This is a genomic window from Mycobacterium marseillense, from assembly GCF_010731675.1.
GTDB lineage: Bacteria > Actinomycetota > Actinomycetes > Mycobacteriales > Mycobacteriaceae > Mycobacterium > Mycobacterium marseillense.
Genome location: NZ_AP022584.1, coordinates 5,032,417 through 5,052,005, shown reverse-complemented (window position 1 = coordinate 5,052,005; position 19,589 = coordinate 5,032,417). Strand labels below are relative to the sequence as shown.

At 68.0% G+C, this 19,589-nt stretch carries 18 protein-coding genes, 1 pseudogene and 1 riboswitch; of the genes and pseudogenes, 10 read left to right on the top strand and 9 right to left on the bottom strand.

Annotated elements, in window-relative coordinates; all coding sequences use genetic code 11:
- The first annotated feature begins 5 nt into the window (after nt 1-5).
- On the top strand, nt 6-506 hold the full coding sequence (locus tag G6N26_RS23690) for an isoprenylcysteine carboxyl methyltransferase family protein (protein ID WP_067172724.1): 501 nt from the start codon (nt 6-8) through the stop codon (nt 504-506).
- A complete protein-coding gene (locus G6N26_RS23685) occupies nt 503-1,519 on the top strand; it encodes an NAD(P)/FAD-dependent oxidoreductase (protein ID WP_083016953.1) in 1,017 nt (338 codons plus the stop codon). Before G6N26_RS23690 ends, G6N26_RS23685 begins: the two co-directional genes overlap by 4 nt.
- A gap of 88 nt (nt 1,520-1,607) precedes the next feature.
- Here the strand turns inward: G6N26_RS23685 and G6N26_RS23680 are convergent, their stop codons facing one another.
- The 9 genes from G6N26_RS23680 to G6N26_RS23640 form a co-directional block, all read right to left on the bottom strand.
- Entirely contained in the window at nt 1,608-2,399 is a 792-nt protein-coding gene (locus G6N26_RS23680; protein WP_083016957.1) for a crotonase/enoyl-CoA hydratase family protein, read from the bottom strand.
- On the bottom strand, nt 2,396-3,544 hold the full coding sequence (locus tag G6N26_RS23675) for a thiolase family protein (RefSeq protein ID WP_067168262.1): 1,149 nt from the start codon (nt 3,542-3,544) through the stop codon (nt 2,396-2,398). Before G6N26_RS23675 ends, G6N26_RS23680 begins: the two co-directional genes overlap by 4 nt.
- Nucleotides 3,545-3,818: 274 nt before the next feature.
- Nucleotides 3,819-5,303: an aldehyde dehydrogenase family protein gene (locus G6N26_RS23670; RefSeq protein ID WP_067168261.1), complete on the bottom strand. Its 1,485-nt coding sequence runs from the start codon at nt 5,301-5,303 to the stop codon at nt 3,819-3,821.
- Between the two features lie 91 nt (nt 5,304-5,394).
- Complete coding sequence (locus tag G6N26_RS23665) at nt 5,395-6,612, bottom strand: cytochrome P450 (protein WP_067168260.1); 1,218 nt, start codon at nt 6,610-6,612, stop codon at nt 5,395-5,397.
- Nucleotides 6,612-7,613 (bottom strand): SDR family oxidoreductase, encoded by a 1,002-nt coding sequence (locus tag G6N26_RS23660; protein WP_083016961.1) that lies wholly within the window; start codon nt 7,611-7,613, stop codon nt 6,612-6,614. The genes G6N26_RS23665 and G6N26_RS23660 overlap by 1 nt, the downstream gene beginning before the upstream one ends.
- The gene (locus tag G6N26_RS23655; protein ID WP_083016964.1) at nt 7,606-8,757 is read right to left on the bottom strand and encodes a spirocyclase AveC family protein; all 1,152 of its coding nucleotides are present in this window, start codon (nt 8,755-8,757) and stop codon (nt 7,606-7,608) included. The genes G6N26_RS23660 and G6N26_RS23655 overlap by 8 nt, the downstream gene beginning before the upstream one ends.
- 5 nt (nt 8,758-8,762) lie before the next feature.
- Nucleotides 8,763-9,881, bottom strand: coding sequence for an ABC transporter substrate-binding protein (locus G6N26_RS23650; RefSeq protein ID WP_083016968.1), 1,119 nt, complete (start codon nt 9,879-9,881; stop codon nt 8,763-8,765).
- A gap of 84 nt (nt 9,882-9,965) precedes the next feature.
- Complete coding sequence (locus tag G6N26_RS23645; RefSeq protein WP_083016972.1) at nt 9,966-10,826, bottom strand: CbbQ/NirQ/NorQ/GpvN family protein; 861 nt, start codon at nt 10,824-10,826, stop codon at nt 9,966-9,968.
- Nucleotides 10,827-10,881: 55 nt separating this feature from the next.
- Nucleotides 10,882-12,600 carry a nitric oxide reductase activation protein NorD gene (locus G6N26_RS23640; protein WP_276058313.1) on the bottom strand — a complete coding sequence of 573 codons (1,719 nt, stop codon included), beginning with the start codon at nt 12,598-12,600 and terminating at the stop codon, nt 10,882-10,884.
- A 173-nt stretch (nt 12,601-12,773) separates the two neighbouring features.
- Here G6N26_RS23640 and G6N26_RS26375 point away from each other — a divergent pair.
- The 8 genes and pseudogenes from G6N26_RS26375 to G6N26_RS23600 form a co-directional block, all read left to right on the top strand.
- Nucleotides 12,774-13,013, top strand: a pseudogene (locus G6N26_RS26375) (short-chain dehydrogenase); the annotation flags it as partial.
- 35 nt (nt 13,014-13,048) lie between these two features.
- Nucleotides 13,049-13,210: a hypothetical protein gene (locus G6N26_RS23630; protein ID WP_225323393.1), complete on the top strand. Its 162-nt coding sequence runs from the start codon at nt 13,049-13,051 to the stop codon at nt 13,208-13,210.
- A 50-nt stretch (nt 13,211-13,260) separates the two neighbouring features.
- Nucleotides 13,261-14,409, top strand: a complete 1,149-nt coding sequence (locus G6N26_RS23625; RefSeq protein WP_083016979.1) for an acyl-CoA dehydrogenase family protein — start codon at nt 13,261-13,263, stop codon at nt 14,407-14,409.
- Complete coding sequence (locus tag G6N26_RS23620) at nt 14,406-15,524, top strand: acyl-CoA dehydrogenase family protein (protein ID WP_083016982.1); 1,119 nt, start codon at nt 14,406-14,408, stop codon at nt 15,522-15,524. Before G6N26_RS23625 ends, G6N26_RS23620 begins: the two co-directional genes overlap by 4 nt.
- Nucleotides 15,524-16,171 carry a nitroreductase family protein gene (locus tag G6N26_RS23615; protein ID WP_083016986.1) on the top strand — a complete coding sequence of 216 codons (648 nt, stop codon included), beginning with the start codon at nt 15,524-15,526 and terminating at the stop codon, nt 16,169-16,171. The genes G6N26_RS23620 and G6N26_RS23615 overlap by 1 nt, the downstream gene beginning before the upstream one ends.
- A 138-nt stretch (nt 16,172-16,309) precedes the next feature.
- The gene (locus G6N26_RS23610) at nt 16,310-17,590 is read left to right on the top strand and encodes a TetR/AcrR family transcriptional regulator (RefSeq protein WP_083016988.1); all 1,281 of its coding nucleotides are present in this window, start codon (nt 16,310-16,312) and stop codon (nt 17,588-17,590) included.
- 97 nt (nt 17,591-17,687) lie between these two features.
- Entirely contained in the window at nt 17,688-18,530 is an 843-nt protein-coding gene (locus G6N26_RS23605; RefSeq protein WP_067168249.1) for an SDR family oxidoreductase, read from the top strand.
- A gap of 89 nt (nt 18,531-18,619) precedes the next feature.
- Nucleotides 18,620-19,273: an SDR family oxidoreductase gene (locus G6N26_RS23600; RefSeq protein ID WP_083016992.1), complete on the top strand. Its 654-nt coding sequence runs from the start codon at nt 18,620-18,622 to the stop codon at nt 19,271-19,273.
- A gap of 47 nt (nt 19,274-19,320) precedes the next feature.
- Nucleotides 19,321-19,536, top strand: a riboswitch (cobalamin riboswitch).
- Nucleotides 19,537-19,589 lie beyond the last annotated feature (53 nt).

The following is a 19,589-nucleotide window of genomic DNA, read 5'->3' as shown; positions in this document are numbered from 1 at the left end:
TAGCCATGTATTACCTGCTGGTGCTGGCCGTGGGGGTCGAGCGCGTCGCGGAGCTGGTGGTGTCGACCCGCAACGCGCGATGGTCGTTTACCCAGGGCGCCAAGGAGTTTGGCCGATCGCACTATCCGGTGATGGTGGTCATCCACACCGCGCTGCTGGTCGGTTGCCTCGTCGAACCGTGGGCGCTGCACCGGCCCTTCATTGGATGGCTGGGCTGGCCGATGCTGGCGGTGGTGGCGGCCAGCCAGGCGCTGCGCTGGTGGTGCATCGCGACGCTGGGCCGGCGGTGGAACACCCGGGTGATCGTGCTGCCGCAGGCCCCGCTGGTGCGACGAGGTCCCTACCGCTGGCTGCACCATCCGAACTATGTTGCAGTGGTGGCTGAGGGGTTGGCGTTGCCGCTGGTGCACACCGCGTGGCTGACCGCGGCCATCTTCACACTCGCCAATGCCGCGTTGCTGAGGGTGCGTCTGCAGGTGGAAGACGCGGCTCTGGGTTACACATGACCGATTACGACGCGGACGTGCTGATCGTCGGCGGCGGCCCGGGCGGCCTGGCCACGGCGTTACACGCTCGACGCCTTGGGCTTTCGGTGATCGTTGCCGAGCCGCGCGAGGGCCCCATCGACAAGGCCTGCGGTGAGGGGCTGATGCCCGGCGGCCTGGCCGAGCTGACCGCGCTGGGCGTCGACCCCGCCGGCATGCCGTTTCACGGCATCGCCTACGCGAGCGAACGACGGCGGGCCCAGGCGCCGTTTCGCGGCGGGCCGGGTCGAGGCGTGCGTCGCACGACGCTGCACGCGGCGCTGGCCGCGCGCGCCAAAGAGCAAGACACCGAGTGGATCCGCGCGCGGGTGACCAGCGTCCGGCAGGACGCGCACGGCGTCTCGGCCGCCGGGGTGCGCGCGAGGTGGTTGGTGGCGGCCGACGGCCTGCATTCGCAGGTCCGGCGGGACGTCGGCATCGCGACGACGGCGGGAACGCCGCGACGCTACGGCGTGCGTTGGCATTACCGGGTGCCGGCGTGGACCGACTTCGTCGAGGTGCACTGGTCGCGCTGGGGCGAGGCCTACGTGACGCCGGTCGAGCCCGATCTGGTCGGCGTGGCAATCCTGTCGCGCGGCCGGCCCGATCTGGCCTGGTTCCCGCGGCTGGCCCGGCAGCTGGACGGCGCAAGCCGCGGGCAGCCGCGCGGGTGCGGTCCCCTGCGCCAGGTGGTTTCGCGGCGCGTCGCGGGCCGCGTCCTGCTGGTCGGCGACGCCGCGGGTTACGAGGACGCCCTGACCGGCGAGGGCATCAGTCTCGCCCTCAAGCAGGCCGCCGCGGCCGTCGAGGCCATCGCCGCCGAGACGCCGGCGTCCTACGAGAAGGCGTGGCACCGGATCACCCGCGACTACCGGCTGCTGACCCGCGGGCTGGTGCTGGCCAGCACGCCGCCCGTGGTGCGCCGGGCCGTCGTGCCGGCGTGCACCCTGCTACCGGCGGTGTTTCGCCGCGGGGTCAACGTCCTGGCGCACTAGTCGGCAGGAAGCGCGAGCAGACGCAAAAGCACCCAAAACGGCGGATTTTGGGTGCTTTCGCGTGCTTTTGCGACTGCTCGCGGTGCTTCTAGCGGGCCTTCCAGACCGGCTCCCGCTTCTCGGCGAACGCCAGCGGCCCCTCTTTGGCGTCCTCGGACTTGAGCAGGGCCCGCATCTCGCGCACGGTGCGCTCCCATCCCGGCTCGTCGTCGACGACGACCCCGTCGTCGACGCCGTAGGCGACGCGCTTGCTGGCCTGCACCGACAGCGGCGCGTTGACGGTGACCCGCGCGGCCAGCGCCAGCGCGGCGTCCAGCACCGAGCCCGCCGCGGCGACCTCGTTGATCAGCCCCCACTCGCAGGCGGCGGCCGCGGTGAGCGGCTCGCCGGTCAGCAGCAGTTGCATCGCGACCTTGCGGGGCAGCTGCTGCGCGATGCGGAAAACGCCACCGGCGGCGGCGATCAGCCCACGCTTGACCTCGGGGAGCCCGAATTGGGCCCGCTCGTCGGCCACCACCAGGTCACTGGCCAACGCCAGCTCGGTGCCACCGCCCAGGGCGGTCCCGTTCACCGCCGCGATCGTGGGCTTGTCGATGAAGTGATGGACGTAGCCGGCGAAGCCCCACTCGGGATGGTCGGGGTGGTACAGGTTTTCGCGGCGAGCGATCGCCTTGAGGTCGGCACCGGCGCAGAACGACTTGTCGCCCGCGCCGGTGAGCACCACCGCCCGCACCTCGGGATCGTCTTGCGCCGCTTCGAGCGCATCCCCGACGCCGATGCTGACCGCGGCGTTGACCGCGTTGCGGGCCTCCGGCCGGTTGATGGTTATCACCATCACGTTGCCCCGGCGTTCCGCCAGGGCGCCGGGCGCTTCGGTCACAACAGTTCCACGATGGTGGCGTTGGCCTGGCCGCCACCCTCACACATGGTCTGCAGACCGTAGCGAATTCCCTTGTCCCGCATGTGATAAAGCAGAGTGGTCATGATCCGGGCGCCGGATCCGCCGAGCGGGTGGCCCAGCGCGATCGCGCCGCCGTTGGGGTTGAGCTTCTTCTCGTCGGCGCCGATGTCCTTGAGCCACGCCAGCGGAACCGGCGCGAATGCCTCGTTGACCTCGTAGGCGCCGATGTCGTCGATGGACAGCCCGGATTTCTTGAGCACCTTCTGCGTCGCCGGGATGGGCGCGGTCAGCATGATCACCGGGTCGGCACCGGCGAGCGACGCGGTGTGCACCTTGGCGATCGGCTTGAGGCCCAGCTCCTTGGCCTTCTCGGCGGACATGAACAGCAGCGCCGCCGAACCGTCGGAGATCTGCGACGAGTTACCGGCGTGGATCACGCCGTCTTCCTTGAACGCCGGCTTCAGCGAGGCCATCTTCTCCATCGGCGTACCGCGCCGGATGCCCTCGTCTTTGAGCACCACGTTTCCGTCCTGGTCCTTGATGCCCACGATCTGGTCATCGAAGGCGCCGGAATCCTGTGCGGCCGCAGCCTTTTCGTGCGAGGCCAACGAGAACTCGTCGAGCGCCGTGCGGTCGAAACCCCACTTCTCGGCGATCATCTCCGCCCCGATGCCCTGGTTGGGGATCTGGCCCTCGTAGCGGTCCAGGAAGGCCTGCGAGTACGGCCGTCCGCCGTTGGCCAGCGACGCCCCCATCGGGGTGCGCGACATCGACTCGACCCCGCCGGCAACGACGACGTCGTAGTGCCCGGCGATCACCCCGGCGGCCGCGAAGTGGATGGACTGCTGGCTCGACCCGCACTGGCGGTCGACGGTCACGCCGGGGACGGTCTCGGGCCAGCCGGCGGTCAGCAGCGCGGTGCGGCCGATGTCGAGGGCCTGCTCGCCGGCCTGCATGACGCAGCCCCAGATGACGTCGTCGACGATGCCCGGGTCGACGCCGGCCCTGTCGACCAGGCCGTTGAGCACCTGGGCGGACAGGTCCGCCGGGTGCAGCCCGGACAATCCGCCGTTGCGCTTCCCGATCGGTGAACGCACTGCCTCGACGATGACGGCTTCAGCCATGGTCTTGTCTCCTTTGACACGTGGGCTTCGAAAACGAGTGAGTCTTGCCACGATTGTCAACCAAGGGGTTGGGAGGGCGCAGCCCGGGGTGCTTCTCGCCCGGTAATCGGGGGTCGGCGAGGCCGCGTCCCAGCGGTCACCGCGGCCGCAGGGGTGTGGGGCCGCGGTGACCAACTGCCTCGCCGCACGCGCTATCGCCTGTTCCGGCGCACCCGGACGTCACGTAAAAGACGCCGGCACAGCCGTTTTGGGGGCGCGACCAGGTCGCGCCGCCTCAGCCGGCGGGGTAGGCGACCGACTTGACCTCGGTGTACTGGTCGAACCCGGCGACACCGTTCTGGCGACCCACACCGCTTTCCTTGTAGCCACCGAACGGGGTGTCGGCGCCGTACGGGGCGCCGCCGTTGACACCCATGAAGCCAGCCTTGATGCGGCGGGTCACCGACAGCGCGCGCTCGAGGGAGCCCGCGAACACATTGCCGGCCAACCCGTACACGCTGTCGTTGGCGATCCGGATCGCGTCCTCCTCGTCGTCGAACGGAATGACCGAGAGCACCGGGCCGAAGATCTCCTCTTGCGCGATGGTCATCTTGTTGTCGACGTTGGTGAAAAGCGTTGGCCGGACGAAGTATCCCTTGTCGAAGCCGGTCGGGGCGTCGGGACCGCCGACCAGCGCCGTGGCACCTTCCTCCACGCCCTTCTTGATGTAGCCCGTCACCCGCTCGAACTGTCGCTGCGAGATCACCGGACCGCACAGCGTGGCGGGGTCCTGCGGGTCGCCACAGGTGACGTTCTCGTAGATGTTCTTGAGGATCTCCACGCCCTCGTCGTAGCGGGACCGCGGCAGCAGCAGCCGGGTCGGGTTGGCGCAACCCTGACCGGCGTGCATGCACGGCGCGATGCCGACCATGCAGGCGGTCCCGAAGTCGGCGTCCTCGAGCACGATGGTGGCCGATTTGCCGCCGAGCTCCAGGAACAGCCGCTTCATGGTGGCCGCACCCTTTTCCATGATCCGCTTGCCGACCACCGTCGAACCGGTGAAGGAGATCAGGTCGACCTTCGGTGACAGCGTGAGCTCCTCGCCCACGAAGTGATCCGACGCGGTGACGACGTTGACCACACCGGCGGGGATGTCGGTCTTCTCGGCGATCAACCGGCCGAGCCGGGTGGCGTTGAACGGCGTGTTCGGTGCCGGCTTGAGCACCACCGTGTTGCCGGTGCCCAGCGCCTGGCCGAGCTTGTTGAGGGTGACTTCGAATGGGAAGTTCCACGGCACGATCGCGCCGACCACACCCACCGGTTCCCGCCATACCTTGCGGGTGGTCAGCGTGCCGGTGAGGCTGATGACCTTGTCGCCCAGGTCGGTTTCCCACGCGTACTCGTCGATCAACCGGGCGGGGTACTTCAGCCCGTCTTCCAGCGGGGCGTCCAGCTGGGGGCCGAACGTGATGGCCCGGGGCGAGCCGACCTCGAGGATGAGCTCCTCGCGCAGTTCTTCCTTCTCCGATTCGATCGCCTCGTGCAGCTGCAACAGGCAGCGCTTGCGCAGTTCGCGGTTGGTCGACCAGTCGGTCTCGTCGAACGCGCGCCGGGCGGCGTCGATGGCCCGGTGCATGTCCTGGATCGAGGCGTCGGCCACCTCGCCGAGCGACTCCTCGGTCGCCGGGTTGATGTTGGTGAAGGTGCCGGCCTGCCCGTCGACGAGCTTGCCGTCGATCATCATCTTCGGCTCGAAGCGGACCTTTACAGCCTCAGTCATATCTGTCACTCTCTTCTGGGTCGTTGAAGGGCTACGGAGAGCCTTACCGGAAACTAGCCGATTGGCAAGGCGCAGCCGGCCGCGGGGCGGCTTATTGGGGGTCGAACAGCACCGGCACCGACGTCGGCGACCGGAAGACCTGCCCGCGGATGTGGGGGTCGTCCCCGTCGGGATCCAGCCGAAGGTTCGGCAGCCGGTCGAGCAGAAGGTTGATGGCGGTGCGCATCTCGAGCCGCGCCAGGTGCATGCCGAGACAGACGTGCACGCCGTGCCCCCAGCCCAGGTGTGCCCGGGCCTCCCGGTGAATGTCGAACGTGTCCGGATTCGGATAGCGATCGTCTTGCCGGTTGGCCGAACCGAGCATCGGCATCACGGTCGCGCCGGCGGGGATCGCCACGCCGCCGAGTTCGGTGTCGCGAGTCGCCACCCGCGTGATGGTCAACAGCGGCGATTCCCAGCGCACGCCCTCCTCGATGGCCTGCGGCAGCAGTGAACGATCCGCGCGGATGGCGTCCAACTGCTCGGGATCGGACAGCAGCGCGAGCAGCAGGCTGCCCAGCGAGCGATACGTGGTCTCCACCCCGGCGGGCAGCAGCAAGCGCAGGAACGAGAAGATCTCCTCGTCCGCGAGCTTTTCGCCGTCGATCTCGGCCGCGGCGAGCGCACTGATCAAGTCGTCCTTCGGCTCTGCCCGGCGGGCCTCGAGTATCGGCGCGAAGTACTCGCACAGCGCGGCGGAGGCCGCGAGCCCACGATCCGGGTTCATCAACCAACTCAGCAGCGAAATCGACCACCGCTGGAACTGCGGGTAGTCCGCTTCCGGCAAGCCCAGCAATCCCGCGATGATCTGGCTCGGGTAGTCGAAGGTGAATTCTTTGACCAGGTCTGCCTTTCCGTTGGACGCGAAGTTGTCGATCAGGCTGTTCGCCACGCGCCCGACCAACTCGTCCTGCCAGCGCGCCAACGACTTCTGCGAGAACGCCTTCGATACCAGCGAACGCAGCCGGCCGTGGATGGGCTCGTCCATGCCGAGCATCACGCCTTCACCCAGCACCGGACCGAATGCGGCGATGACGGCGGAGGAGGAAAACGTCTCGTTGTCGCGCAACATCTGCTGGATGTCCTCGTGGCGATACACGATGAACATCGGCAGAGATTCCTCGTGCGGAAGCGCTCCCGACGTCTCGAGTCGCTGCACCGGGTCCTCGCGGCGCAGCCGGGCCAGCTCGGTGTACGGGTCACGCACGTCACCGGAGATCGCGTCGTCGAAGGCGCCGAAATCCTCCAAGTCGTCGAACAGCTGTTCCATCAGTTCCCCTCGTTTCCTTTGTGGCGCTTGGCTGCCAGCGATGCCAGGCGCTGCAGCACCGGCGCCGGAATGATTTTTGCGGCCATCACCATCGCCTTCTGGCTGACGGTCAACGGCCACGCGCCACCGCGCATCGACCCCTGCCTGGGTATGCCCAGCACAATCCGCGACACGTGGTGCATGCCCGACACGGGCAGGATCCTGCTGGCGGCCAGCAGCATCGAGGCGTCCGGGCCGATACCGCGGCGGCGGAATGGCACCCGGTCCTCGAGCGCCTTGAGCAGGCCGTCGGTGAAGCGCTCGGGCGGCCGGGCCATTTTCATCGCGAAGCGGCCGCGGCTGTTCATGGTGTTGTGCAGTCGGGCGTACGGGCCGCCGAAATCGCGGTCGTCGGTGGTGCCGGCGTCGGTGATGATCTCGGTGTCGTACGTGCCGGCGACCACCACGGTGACCCCGAGACCGAAGGGCGCGATTTCGCACGCCATCGATTCCCCCCACCGCTCCAGCGCCCCCTTGGCCGCCGAGTACGGCGCGGTGGCGGGCTGACCGCGTACCCCAGCGGCGCTGGACACCAACACAATTCGGCCCGCGCCCGCCGCGCGCATCGAGGGCAGCAGCGCCTGGGTGAGCGCGACGGGCCCCAGGACGCTGGTGGCGAACATGCGCTGCCACAGCCCCATGTCGGTCTCCTCTACCATCCCGGCCGCGGAGATGCCCGCATTGTGCACCAGCGCATACGGTGCGCCCACGGCCTCTTCGATCGCCTTGGCTGCCGCGGTGATCGACGCGGTGTCGGTCAGGTCGAGCTGCACACCGATCAACCGGTCATCGTCAGGGGACAGCCCCCGGTCTTGAATCGCCTGACGCAGCAGCGGCATTCCCTCATCGGGTGTGCGCATGGCCGCGACCACCCGCCAGCCTTCCCGATACAGCCGCACCGCCGAGGCGAACCCCAGCCCCCGCGACGCGCCGGTGATGACGACCGTGCGCGGGTCAGCCATGGTTGCTCACGGCAGGAGTGGTCGCGCACGCGCCTTCGCCCGGTGGCGGGGGCTCGACGTGGGGCCGACCGTTGGGCTCCCCGCTCGCCCACGTCGACCAGATGCCGACCGAGAACGGACCCTGCGCGCCGGCCTTTTCGTAGAAGCCTTGCGGGTCATACACTTTGGCTTCCGGGTACGGCCAGGGGCAGGCCACCGAGGTGGCGGCATGGCTGACCTTGATGACCCAGAACCAGCCGCCGTAGGCGAAGTAGGACACGTTGATGATGACGAACATCACCAGGAACGTGCCTAGCACCGGTCGGCTCGGGAACAACTTCGCTTTGGCGGCAAGCTTTTCGGCGACCGACTTACCCGTGTCGTCGCGGTAACACAGAATCGCGGCCGGCACCATCACGAAGCACACCGAGAACGACTCCCAGATCAACGGGAACTGGAAGGTGGTGCCGGTGAACAGCGATCCCCACGGGATGACCTGTGAGTAGATGTACATGCCCCAGTGGACGAGGGTGTTCTCCAGGAAGGCGTCGAAGACGAAACCGATCACCAGGGTGATCAGACCCAGGCACACCAAGGGGTGCCGCGACACATAGCTCGTGGGCCCGTATTTCGCCTGCAGCTTGCGGAGCAGCCAGACGGCGGGGAAGTAGGGGCCGAAGTAGAACATCACGTAACCGAAGACCACGAACGGCTCGACCGTCGGCGACAACGACACCAGCGGCCAGGATTCCGGCCAGTGCACGAGATCGGGGTTGTAGACCGCGAACGGCGACCAGTTCATGATCGGGTCCTGCCACACGATCAGCGTGGTGCACAAGAACATCAGCATCGCCGGGCTGCCGGGGTTGCGGCGCCAGCCCCTGATGAAGACGATCAACAGCACGAGCAGCGCCACCACGGTGGCCCAGTCCAGGAAGCCGATGTAGTCCAGCCCGAACATGAACTTCACCGGGCGCGGCCGCCCCTGCACGTTCGGGTTCGCCACACGCGGGTCAAGGGCCACCCGGCAATTCGCGATGAAGAACAACGCGAAGGCGGCCAGCGCGGCGCCGGAGATCCAACCGCCCCAGCGGCGCCTGTTGGTTCGCGGTGGGGCGATCGGTTCCTGTTGCGCGGCAGGCGGTGTGGACTGTTCGGTGGACATCGTCGTCAGCCTTCCTCGCCGAAGCGATCAACCAGATGCGAGTTGATGCCGTCGGCATCGAGCGTCCGGGCCACCAGATACCCGGCGCCCATCCAGGCCCGTCGCGTCCACTTGCCGAAGGAGATCCGGGTTCCGGGCGCCCCCGAGGCGGCGGGCATCATCTTCACCCGCTCCAGCGCCTCCTTGACGCCGCGCGGGCTGAGCGGGTGCGCGTCGGTGAACGCGCGCACCAGTGTCGCGGCGACGTCGCGATTCACCACCGTCACGCAGAACTCGGGACGACTGCCGTCGTACTTCATCGCGTAACTGTCGAGGAAGTCCTGGCCGATCCGGTTCGCCTCGTCGTACTGGTCGATACCGATCCAGCCCATGAACGCGTTCCACATGATCGGGTTCACCCAGGCGTTCTGCCACGCGGTGGTGGTGAAACGGGGTGGGTCCCAGCCGATCGCCTCGAGCGCCGGGTTGATGAAGACGATCCCGAATCCGAATCCGAGGTGCACGATCGCCTCGGCCTTTGCCTCGTGCAGCGTCTGGACCGCGGCGTTGATGTCCTGGGCCGTCTGGGCGATCGCCACTTCCGCTGCGATCCGAATGCCCTTGCGCCGGCAGGCACTTCGCAGGTTCTTCAGGTAGCTCTCACCAATGAGGCTCTGTTCGACCAGGACACCGATCTCGGCGAGTCCCCGTTTGGCGATCAGGTCGGCCAGGAAGATGGGTTCGTCGGTCATCGATCCCTGGGGGAAGGCGAAGGTCCACTCGCCCAGCCAGTCGTCGGTGCCGGTCACGCTGATCGCGGGCACCTTGAACCGCTCCTCGATCGCCTCGCGCAACGGCACGCAGTTATCGGTGATGTTGGGACCGAAGACCACCAGGCAGCCTTCGTCGACCAGTTCGCCATACGCGTCGATCACCGCCTTGACCGAACCCTTGGGCAGGCCCTCCACCTCGCGGTAGATCATCCGCACGGGGCGGTCCATCAGTCCCTGGCCGACCGCCTCTTCGAAGATGAGGTCGAAGGTCTGGGTGAAGGACGCGAAGAGATCCTCGGGAAACCCCGGCGGCAGCGTGAAGTCCATCAGGTAGCCGACCTTGATCGGCTCAGCACTGCTTTCGTAGGACATCTGACCTCCAGGAACAAACTCGCGCGCGTCCCCAAACCAAAAACCTAATATTTGTTCAGACCCTAGCGGGGGCGGTATGCAGCGTCAATCATCGGGCCCGCCGGGCCGGTCGGGCCCGCCGAGGTAAATCTCGATCATTTCGCCCAGGGCCTTGCCCACGGCGACGTCATCGGTCAGTGGCCCCGCGATGGCGGCCCGGGCCGCTTCCTTCATGCTCAGCCCCTCGGCGACCAGCCTGCCCGCCGCGATCAGCACGCGCGTCGACGCGACTTCGCGCAGCCCGCCGGTCTCCAGCCGGCGAATCGCCTGACCGAAACGGACCAACCCGGCTGCGGTCGCGCCGTCCACACCGGCCTCGTGCGCAACGATCCCCTCTTCGACATCGGCTGCGGGGAAGTCGAATTCGATCGCGACCATGCGCTGACGTGTCGAATCCTTGAGATCCTTGAGCACGCTCTGATACCCGGGGTTGTACGACACCACCAGACCGAATCCGGGGGCCGCGTCCAGCGTGACGCCGAGTCGCTCGATGGGCAGCTGTCGCCGGTGGTCGGCGAGCGGATGCAGGACCACCGTGGTGTCCTGCCGGGCTTCCACCACTTCGTCGAGGTAGCAGATCGCGCCCTCGCGCACGGCCCGGGTCAGCGGGCCGTCCACCCAGACGGTCTCGTCACCGCGCAACAGATACCGGCCGACCAGGTCCGCGGTCGTCAGGTCGTCATGACAGGCGACGGTGATCAGCGGCCGGCCCAGGTCATAGGCCATCGCCTCGACGAACCGCGTCTTACCGCAGCCCGTCGGCCCTTTGAGGACCAGCGACAGGCCTTGGCGGTACGCCGCCTTGAAGACGGCCTCTTCGCCTCCCACCGCCTGGTAATAGGGCCGCAGCGTCTCCCCCTCGGACGAACCGCCGTTGAAGTATGCAAGCCCGGACTCGTTGGCCATAGCTTCCCTTCAGATCGTCCGACGCATGGAGCCTAACCGGAACAGATATTTGTTTTCAAGTGTCCTGGCGAGCGGGTACGGCGAGTTGGTGCGCCAACTGTGTTCTGGGACTTGACATCACCGACGCCCTGCGGCGAACTTCCGCCGAGCGCAGGGCGGACCGGAACAGCGGTCCGACGACGCCGGCCAGCTGATCGGGCCGCGCGATCGTCGCGTGGGCGGCGCTGCCGAACACCTTGCGCAGCGATTGCACATCGGTTCCCGCGCCGATGGTCAGGCACACGCAGCCGGTCCCCCGCCTGCGAGCCTCGGTCAGCGCGCGCCGCGCGTCCGCCGCACCGTAGGCGCGCTCGTATCCGTGGTCGTAGGCGAGGCCGTCGGACAGCACCACCAGCAGCCGCCGCGACGTTCCGCCGCGCGCCTCCAGGACGGCCGAGCCGTGGCGGATCGCCGCGCCGAGTCGCGAGTACGCGCCGGGTTCCAGGCTGTTGAGCCGCCGGATGACCTGAGCGTTGAGATGGTCGTCGAACCGCTTGACGGGCATCATGCTCACCGCGCGCCGGCCCTGTGAGTAGTAGGCGTAGAGCGCGACGCGGTCGCCCAGGTCATGCAGCGCCACGGTGAGGTTGGCGACCGCGGCGCGCTGCTGTTCGTGCACAGTCCGCCCGACGGTTCCCGGCTCGCCCGCCGACCCCGACACGTCGAGCAGCAGCAGCACCGACAGGTCGCGCCGGCGCCGCAGGCTGTCGAGGTACACCGCCTCGTCAGGCACCGAGCCGGCCCGCACTTCGACTCGGGCCTCGACGGCGGCGTCGATGTCGATGTCGTCGCCTTGCGACTGGCGATGGCGGCGGTGCAACCCCATGCCGAGCCGCGACAGTGGCCGTCGCACACCGATGGCATCGTCGATGGCCTGTGTCGCGGACGCTTTGATCGTCGGCTCGACCTCACGCACTGTGCACCACGCGGGCCGGTAGCTCTTGCGCGCGACATCCCATTCCGGATACCGCACCCCGTCCGCCGCGGGGCCCTCAGCGTCCCCGCCATCGCCGGGGGCCGACGCCAGCGACGTCACGGCGTAGGCACCGCGCTTGGTGGAGTTGGTGCGATGGGTCGGGTTGTCCGCGCCCGGCGGACCGCCGCCGCTGCCGGTCTTGCGCGCCGAGGACAGCATCTTTTTCAACCATTTGCCGAGGAATCCGCCCCCGCCCACCGGGCTGGTGAACAAGTCCGGGTCGTCGGAATCGTCGACCTCACCGTCGTCGAGCTCCTCGAGTTCCGGTTTCCGGTTGCCCGACTTTCGCGGAACATGTTGCGGTTCGGCCTGATTCTGCAGCGCGGCCGCTCGGGAGGCCGCCGCCACCACCTTCGCCGCACGGATCACGCCGAATTCCGGTGGCGGGTCCGCGATGGTTCCCCGGGACGAGGCGAGGCCCAGCGACGCGGCGGGCGAGTCACTGCGACCGGCGATGTCGCGATCACCGGCCGACGCCACGACGCCCGGCAGCAGGTCGGCGTTACTCACCAATGCGCGATGGCCCTCGATCGCCAGGTAGCGTCTGGCCAGCCGCGGGTGGCGCACCAGGGGACGCACCACGTCGGGATCCAGACTGCCGGCCGCGATCAACGAGGCCTGCACCGCAACCGACTCGAGCCGGGCGCGGCCGCGCGCGGCCGGGTCGAGGTAGATCGTCTGGCCGTCGGTCCACGTAGATTCACCCGGTTGCAGTTCGGCGATGGCCACCGCCCGGCCCGCCAGCGCCGAGGCCAGCATCCCGAGTCCCTGCACCCGGTCGCCACGTGCGTCGTGGGCCACGCCCGACCTCCGAACCCGTCGTTGACCAAATATCTGTTCCACCGTAAAGTCCGCCGTGAGCGCAGTCAATCGCCCGGGCTGGTCTGTCGCAACGGGGCGCACGCGGGACACGAGTTAGTCGGGAGCACATCATGATTGACTTCAGCGGCCGGGTGGCGGTGGTCACCGGCGCCGGTCGCGGGCTCGGCCGGCTCTATGCGCTGGACCTGGCCCGGCGCGGCGCCGCGGTGGTGGTCAACGACCTCGGCGGCGGCATGCGGGGCCTTCCGGGTGAAGCGCCCGACTCGCGCGTGGCCGACGACGTCGTCGACGAGGTGCTCGAAGTGTGCGCGCGCCGCGGTGTCAGCCCGATGCCGGGCGGTACCGCCATCGAATTCCCTACCCCCCAACACCACGGGAGCTGATCGTGGATGACGAATTGCGCCAACAGGTCCGGCACCTGACCGACCGATCCGAGCGCTACGATTGCATGCAGCGCTGCGCCCGGGGAATCGACTGGCAGGATCGCGCGCTCGCCGCCTTTCGCCCGCCTTCCGGCGTCATTGACCAAGCATCGGCGCGAACGTAGAGTCCGGCTTGGTCGCAAGGGACGTGTAACAGGCCAAAGAAAAAGGCGACGTGGACTTTTCATACCCCGCGGAAGTGGAACAGTTCCGCATCGAACTGCGTGACTGGCTGGCGGAGCACCTGACCGACGAGCTGGTGGCCGCCCGCCGGCCCACGGGCCGCGACGATGCCGCGTTCGAGAAGCTGCGGGTGTGGAACGCGACCATGGCCGACGCGGGATGGGCCGCGGTGTCGTGGCCGCGTGAGTACGGCGGCCGCGGCGCGACGGTGCTCGAACAACTGGTCTACACCGAGGAAACCACCCGAGCCCGAGCCCCGGTGCCGCTCAACGTCATTGGGCTGAACAACATCGCGCCGGCCATCATGCAGTACGGCACCGAGTCCCAGAAGCTCACCCTTCTCCCCCGCATGATGCGCGCCGACGACATCTGGTGCCAGGGAATGTCGGAACCCGAGGCGGGCTCGGACCTCGCGGCGCTGCGCACCCGCGCGGTTCGGGACGCAGACCACTTCGTCGTGAACGGCCAAAAGATCTGGACGTCGCTGGGACACCGGGCCGACTGGTGTCAGCTCTACGTGCGCACCGACCCCGACGCCCCCAAGCACAAGGGGATCTCCTGCCTGATCGTCGACATGAGGCTGCCCGGCATCGAGGCGCGCCCGCTGGTCACGCTCAACGGCGACGCCGACTTCGCCGAGGTGTTCTTTCACGACGTGCGGGTGCCGGCCGATGCGTTGCTGGGGCCACTCAATGCGGGCTGGCAGGTGGCCACCACCACGCTCAGCCACGAGCGCGCGGGGGCCGCCCGGCTCTACGCCGAGATGCAGGTCCGACTCGAAGAGCTGGTGGACGACTTCGCCACGGCCGCACCTGGCGCGCTAAATGACCCCGTCACCCTGCGACGCCTCGGCGAAATCGCCGTCCGCATCAAGTATCTCGAAGTCCTGTGCCAGCGATCCATCTCGGCCACGATGCACGGCGGTGATGCATTCGGGTCGGCCAGCCTCGCCAAGACCGTCTGGGGCGAGATCGGGCAGGACCTTGCCGCCCTCGCCTTCGACGTCCTGGGCAACGGTGACGGCCGCGCGCCGTGGGCGGACTACCGTCTGACGTCGCGCGCGCTGACCATCGCGGGCGGCACCAGCCAGATCAACAAGAACATCACCGCTCAACGGGTACTGGGGCTGCCGCGGACATGAACCTCGAACTCACCGACGAGCAGGTGGCGCTGCGCGACACCACCCGGCGTTTTCTCGCCGAAAAGGCATCGATCTCCGATCATGTTCGCCCGCTGCTCGACGATCCGACCGGAACCGACGACGCCGTATGGCGCGGGCTTGCCGGTCTCGGCACCACCGGACTGCTGGTGCCGGAGGACCATGGCGGCTCCGGCATGACAATGGTCGAGGCCGGCATCGTCGCCGAAGAGCTGGGCGCCGCGCTGCATCCGGGACCATGGTTGTCGACTGCGGTGGCCGCCCCGCGGGCGCTGAACCTGTTGGGCGCCAACGATACCGCCACCGAACTGCTGCGCGGGATCGCGGACGGCACCACCATCGCCGCCGTGTGCTTCCTGGACCTCGACAACGCGTCCACTGCACCGATGGTCGCCGCCCGGCGCGACGACGGCGCGGTACTGCGGGGCGAGGCCGCCGGAGTGCGGGACGCCGCTGCCGCCGACGTCCTGCTCGCGCTCGCCGACGGCCAGCTTCTCGCGGTGCGGAACCCATCGCCGGGGGTTTCGGTCACGGCCGAGCGCGGCGTCGACCCGACCCGCAAGCACTTTCGCGTCACGTTCGACGCGGCCCCCGCCCGGCGCCTGGGCCCCGCGTCTGCGCCACAAATCGCCGCGGTGACCGACGACGTGCTGATCGCGGGCGCCGCCGACGCGCTCGGCGCCGCGCGCGCCGTCATGGACCTCGCCGTCGAATACGCGAAAACGCGAAGGCAATTCGGTCAGCCGATCGGGTCGTTCCAGGCGATCCAGCATCTGTGCGTCGACATGTATGAGACCGTCGAGCTGGCCCGCAGCGGGGTGATCCACGCCCTGTGGGCCAGCGACGCGGTCGCTGGCACCGACGGGCAACCCGGCGACGAGCGGCATCTTGCAGCGCTGCGGGCCAAGGCGTTCGCGGGGCGGCTGGCCGCCGTGGCCGACACCGCCATCCAGGTGTTCGGCGGCATCGGCTACACCTGGGAACACGACGCCCACCTCTATCTCAAGCGCCTGCTGGGCTGGAGCGCGTTTCTCGGCGGCCCCGACAGGCACCTCACCGAAATCGGTGCGCGCCTTGCGAAGAGAGGACGTCACTAATGGACATCGAGTATCTGCTCACCGCGACGCCGTCGGCACGCAAGTCACTCGACCTGGACGCGGCCGTCGATCTCGACGACATCCGCGAATGCCTGCGGATCGCCCTGCAGGCCGCGAACGGATCCAACGCCCAGTCGTGGCGCTGGCTGGTGATCACCGAACCGGTGCTGCGCGCCAAGATCGCCGAGCTGTATCGCGAGGCCTACCTACGGCGGGTCGGCGGACAGTTGCTTGCCGACCTCATGCCGGCGGGGACGCCCGAGAGCCGGGTCATGTCGTCCACGGAGTGGCTGGTCGAGAACATGGCCCGCGTGCCGCTGCTGGTAATCCCTTGCTACGAGCCCTACTTGCCCCGCATCGACGGTGACGAATCGTTCCACCTGGCAACGCTGTACGGGTCGATCTTCCCGCCGGTATGGAATTTTCAGCTCGCGCTGCACACCCGCGGATACGGGACCTGCGTCACGACGCTGCACCTGCACCACGAGGAAGAAGTCCGAAAGTTACTCGGAATTCCGCAAACCTACGTGCAGGGTTGCCTGCTGCCGGTGGGCCGGCTTCGCGCGGGGCGCACCTTTCGGCCGGCCCCCCGGCGACCGGTCGAGGAAGTGGTTGCGCGAGACCGCTGGGACGGGCCGGCGCTTTAGAATGGGGCTTTCACTGCTTTGTGCAGCGCATTCATCGGGCCCGGTCTGATAGCCTCTAACAAAGATTTGGTTCGGCACGAGAGGACGAATGCGCATGTTCGCCACCCCGCAGTCGTCCGGGCTCGCACAGCGCTGATCATGGCGAGAGCCGAGTCACTGCGGCCCAGCGGCACAACCGATTCCCCGACGCGCCGCGCCGAGATCCTGGCGACCGCGGCGTCACTGATCGCCTCCTCGGGGTTGCGGACCTCGCTACAGGAAATCGCCGATGCCGCAGGCATTCTTCCCGGCAGCCTGTATCACCATTTCGAGTCCAAAGAGGCCATCCTCGTCGAGCTGATCCGCCGCTACCAAGACGATCTGGAACGGATCGGGCGCTCCGCGCAGGCGAAGTTGGACGAACCGGACTCCCGCCCGGTCGCCGACCAGATCGTCGAGCTCGGAGCGGCGATAGCCAATTGCGCCGTCGAGCACCGCGCCGCCTTGCAGATGTCCTTCTACGAGGGGCCGAGCACGGATCCGGAGCTGATCAAGCTGACGCAGCAGCGCCCCGTGGCGATTCAGGAGGCGATGCTGCAGACGCTGCGCGCCGGCCGGTGGAGCGGCTACATCAAACCCGACATCGACCTGCCCACGCTGGCCGACCGCATCTGCCAAACCATGCTGCAGGTCGGCCTGGACGTCATGCGCCACAAGTCTCCCGGCGACCAGGTGGCCGGGCTGCTCTGCCGAATCATCCTGCAAGGGTTGGCAACTCGACCGCCAACCGACGCCGCACTGGACCGTTCGAAGGCCTTCGCCGCCGCCAACGACGTCATCGCCACCTGGTCCGACGACAGCGACGCCGACCCCAGCGACAAGGCGGCGGTGGTGCGCGCGGTGGCGCGGGCGGAATTCGGTCGCAAAGGCTATGAGGTCACCACCATCAGGGACATCGCGTCGGCCGCCGGGCTGGGCACCGGGACCGTCTACCGGGTGATCGGGTCCAAGGACGAGCTGCTCGCCTCGATCATGGAGTCATTCGGCAAGAAGGTGGAGGCGGGCTGGGTCAACGTCCTGCGCTCGGATGCCACCCCGATCGAAAAGCTGGACGCGCTGAGCTGGGTCAACGTCAACGCGTTGGACCGGTTTTCCGACGAGTTCAGGATCCAGCTCGCCTGGATGCGTCAATCGCCCCCGGACACGCCCAACCCGGGTTGGCTGTACGCCACGCGGCTGCGGCAGATGAAAACGCTGCTCTCCGAGGGCATCCGGGCGGGGGATATCGGCGTCGACGCGCCGTCCACCGCGATGTTGTCACGCTGTGTCGTCGGCTTGCAGTGGATCCCGGAGAACATCCTCCGCGACGTGGGCACGCGTGCGGGGCTGGTGCACGCGCGGGACACCGTGCTGCGCGGCGTCGCCGTGGGCGGCAAGTAAATCTCACTTAACCCGCCCCGGTATTGAACCAAATAACTGTTACCCATACAGTTGAGCAGTTAGAACCGCGTTGGCATTATCCGAGAAGGGGATTTCCATGACCATTGTCGATCGGTTGCGCTACGACGGCAAGCGCGCTCTTGTTGTCGGTGGCGCGACTGGCATGGGCGCCGCCGCGGCCAAGTCAGCGGCCGAACTCGGCGCCGAAGTCATCGTGATGGACTACGCGCCCGTGGACTACAAGGTCGCTCAGTCCGTCCAGGTGGACCTGCGCGACCCCGCGTCCATTGATGCCGCCCTCGAGCAGATCGACGGCCCCATCCACGCGGTGTTCTCCGCCGCCGGCGTCGCCGACGGAACGATCGACCTGATGAAGATCAACTTCATCGGCCACCGCCACCTGATCGACCGTCTGCTGGAAAAGAACCAACTGCCCAACGGCGCGGCCATCTGCTTCATCTCCTCGGTCGCCGGTATGGGCTGGGAGAACGACCTGGACCTGATGCTGGAATTCCTGGCCACCCCGGACTTCGCGGCGGCCGAGGCGTGGTGCCAGGCGCACGAGGCCGAGGGGATCAACCACTACGGCACCAGCAAGAAGGTGATCAACACCTACGTGGCGACCCAGGGCTACCCGTTGGCGAAGAAGGGCATTCGCATCAACGCGATCTGCCCCGGCCCGACCGACACCCCGCTGGCCCAGGCCAACGCCGACCTGTGGCTGTCCTTCGCCCAGGACTACCGCGACGAGACCGGCGCCAAGGTGCACACGCCCGAGCAGATGGGCGACGTGATGGCCTTCCTCAACAGCGAGGCGGCCTGCGGCGTCAGCGGGATCACCCTGCTGGTGGACTCGGGTCACACCATGGCCTCGATGACCGGCGCCTACGCACCGGGCAAGCCGATCATCGACATCATCATGGGCAAGGTGAAGCTCTAACTTTTCTCCCGCGAGACCGTCACTGCCGACCGCTCCACCCGGAGTTTGCGTTGGTAATTGCAGCCTCGCGGGGAAGTACCGTCGGAGACATGGCACGCATCATCGTCTTCGGCGGACACGGCAAGGTCGCACTGCAGCTGGCTCAGAACCTGACCCAGCGCGGCGACCAGGTGAGCTCGGTGTTCCGCAATCCCGACCAATCCGACGATGTCGCCGCCACCGGTGCCAATCCGGTGGTGGCCGACATCGAACAGCTCGACGTCGACGCGCTGGCCGAGCTGCTGACCGGCCACGACGCCGTCGTCTTCTCGGCCGGAGCCGGTGGCGGCAATCCGGAGCGCACCTACGCCGTCGACCGCGACGCCGCGATCCGGGTGATCGACGCGGCCGCCCGGGCGGGCGTCAAGCGGTTCGTGCTGGTGTCCTACTTCGGCGCCGGCCCGGACCATGGTGTGCCGCAGAGTGATCCGTTCTTCGCCTACGCGGAGGCCAAGGCGGCCGCGGACACCCACCTGCGCGCCAGCGATTTGGACTGGACAATCCTGGGACCGGGCCGGCTCACCCTCGATCCGGCCACGGGCCGCATCGCGCTCCGGAGGACGCATGGCGCCGAGAGCGGCTCGGTCTCCCGCGCCGACGTCGCGCAGGTCGCCGCCGCCGCGCTGGCGGACGACGCCACGATCGGCCGCACCATCGAGTTCAACAACGGCGACGTCCCGATCGCCGAGGCGCTGGCTCGCTGACCCCGTCACCAGCGGAGTAAGCTCCGCTACGCAGCTGGTTTGCCGTCACCGCACAACGCGGCGTCGGCATCGAGCGAGACATGTTAGACATGCTTCGCAAGAGGGAACCCGGTGGGAGTCCGGGACTGTCCCGCAGCGGTATGCAGGAACGACCGCCGTCACGAGCACTGGTCTTACGAAAGACTGGGAAGCGACGGCCATTAGGAGCACTACCCCGGTGCGCGCCTGTGAGTCCGAAGACCTGCCAGCTGTGCCGGACGCGCCGCGTCCGGCGGGCTCATCGCCTCGTGGAATGGGCGTTTGACCGTAACCGTTA

What these genes read in the sequence shown, in the direction of transcription:
- G6N26_RS23615 (WP_083016986.1), top strand. Translation starts at nt 15,524, where the DNA reads ATGGACATCGAGTATCTGCTCACCGCGACGCCGTCGGCACGCAAGTCA.
- G6N26_RS23685 (WP_083016953.1), top strand. Translation starts at nt 503, where the DNA reads ATGACCGATTACGACGCGGACGTGCTGATCGTCGGCGGCGGCCCGGGC.
- G6N26_RS23690 (WP_067172724.1), top strand. Translation starts at nt 6, where the DNA reads ATGTATTACCTGCTGGTGCTGGCCGTGGGGGTCGAGCGCGTCGCGGAG.
- G6N26_RS23600 (WP_083016992.1), top strand. Translation starts at nt 18,620, where the DNA reads ATGGCACGCATCATCGTCTTCGGCGGACACGGCAAGGTCGCACTGCAG.
- G6N26_RS23655 (WP_083016964.1), bottom strand. Translation starts at nt 8,757, where the DNA reads ATGTCCACCGAACAGTCCACACCGCCTGCCGCGCAACAGGAACCGATC.
- G6N26_RS23620 (WP_083016982.1), top strand. Translation starts at nt 14,406, where the DNA reads ATGAACCTCGAACTCACCGACGAGCAGGTGGCGCTGCGCGACACCACC.
- G6N26_RS23605 (WP_067168249.1), top strand. Translation starts at nt 17,688, where the DNA reads ATGACCATTGTCGATCGGTTGCGCTACGACGGCAAGCGCGCTCTTGTT.
- G6N26_RS23610 (WP_083016988.1), top strand. Translation starts at nt 16,310, where the DNA reads ATGGCGAGAGCCGAGTCACTGCGGCCCAGCGGCACAACCGATTCCCCG.
- G6N26_RS23665 (WP_067168260.1), bottom strand. Translation starts at nt 6,612, where the DNA reads ATGGAACAGCTGTTCGACGACTTGGAGGATTTCGGCGCCTTCGACGAC.
- G6N26_RS23670 (WP_067168261.1), bottom strand. Translation starts at nt 5,303, where the DNA reads ATGACTGAGGCTGTAAAGGTCCGCTTCGAGCCGAAGATGATGATCGAC.
- G6N26_RS23640 (WP_276058313.1), bottom strand. Translation starts at nt 12,600, where the DNA reads ATGCTGGCCTCGGCGCTGGCGGGCCGGGCGGTGGCCATCGCCGAACTG.
- G6N26_RS23675 (WP_067168262.1), bottom strand. Translation starts at nt 3,544, where the DNA reads ATGGCTGAAGCCGTCATCGTCGAGGCAGTGCGTTCACCGATCGGGAAG.
- G6N26_RS23645 (WP_083016972.1), bottom strand. Translation starts at nt 10,826, where the DNA reads ATGGCCAACGAGTCCGGGCTTGCATACTTCAACGGCGGTTCGTCCGAG.
- G6N26_RS23660 (WP_083016961.1), bottom strand. Translation starts at nt 7,613, where the DNA reads ATGGCTGACCCGCGCACGGTCGTCATCACCGGCGCGTCGCGGGGGCTG.
- G6N26_RS23650 (WP_083016968.1), bottom strand. Translation starts at nt 9,881, where the DNA reads ATGTCCTACGAAAGCAGTGCTGAGCCGATCAAGGTCGGCTACCTGATG.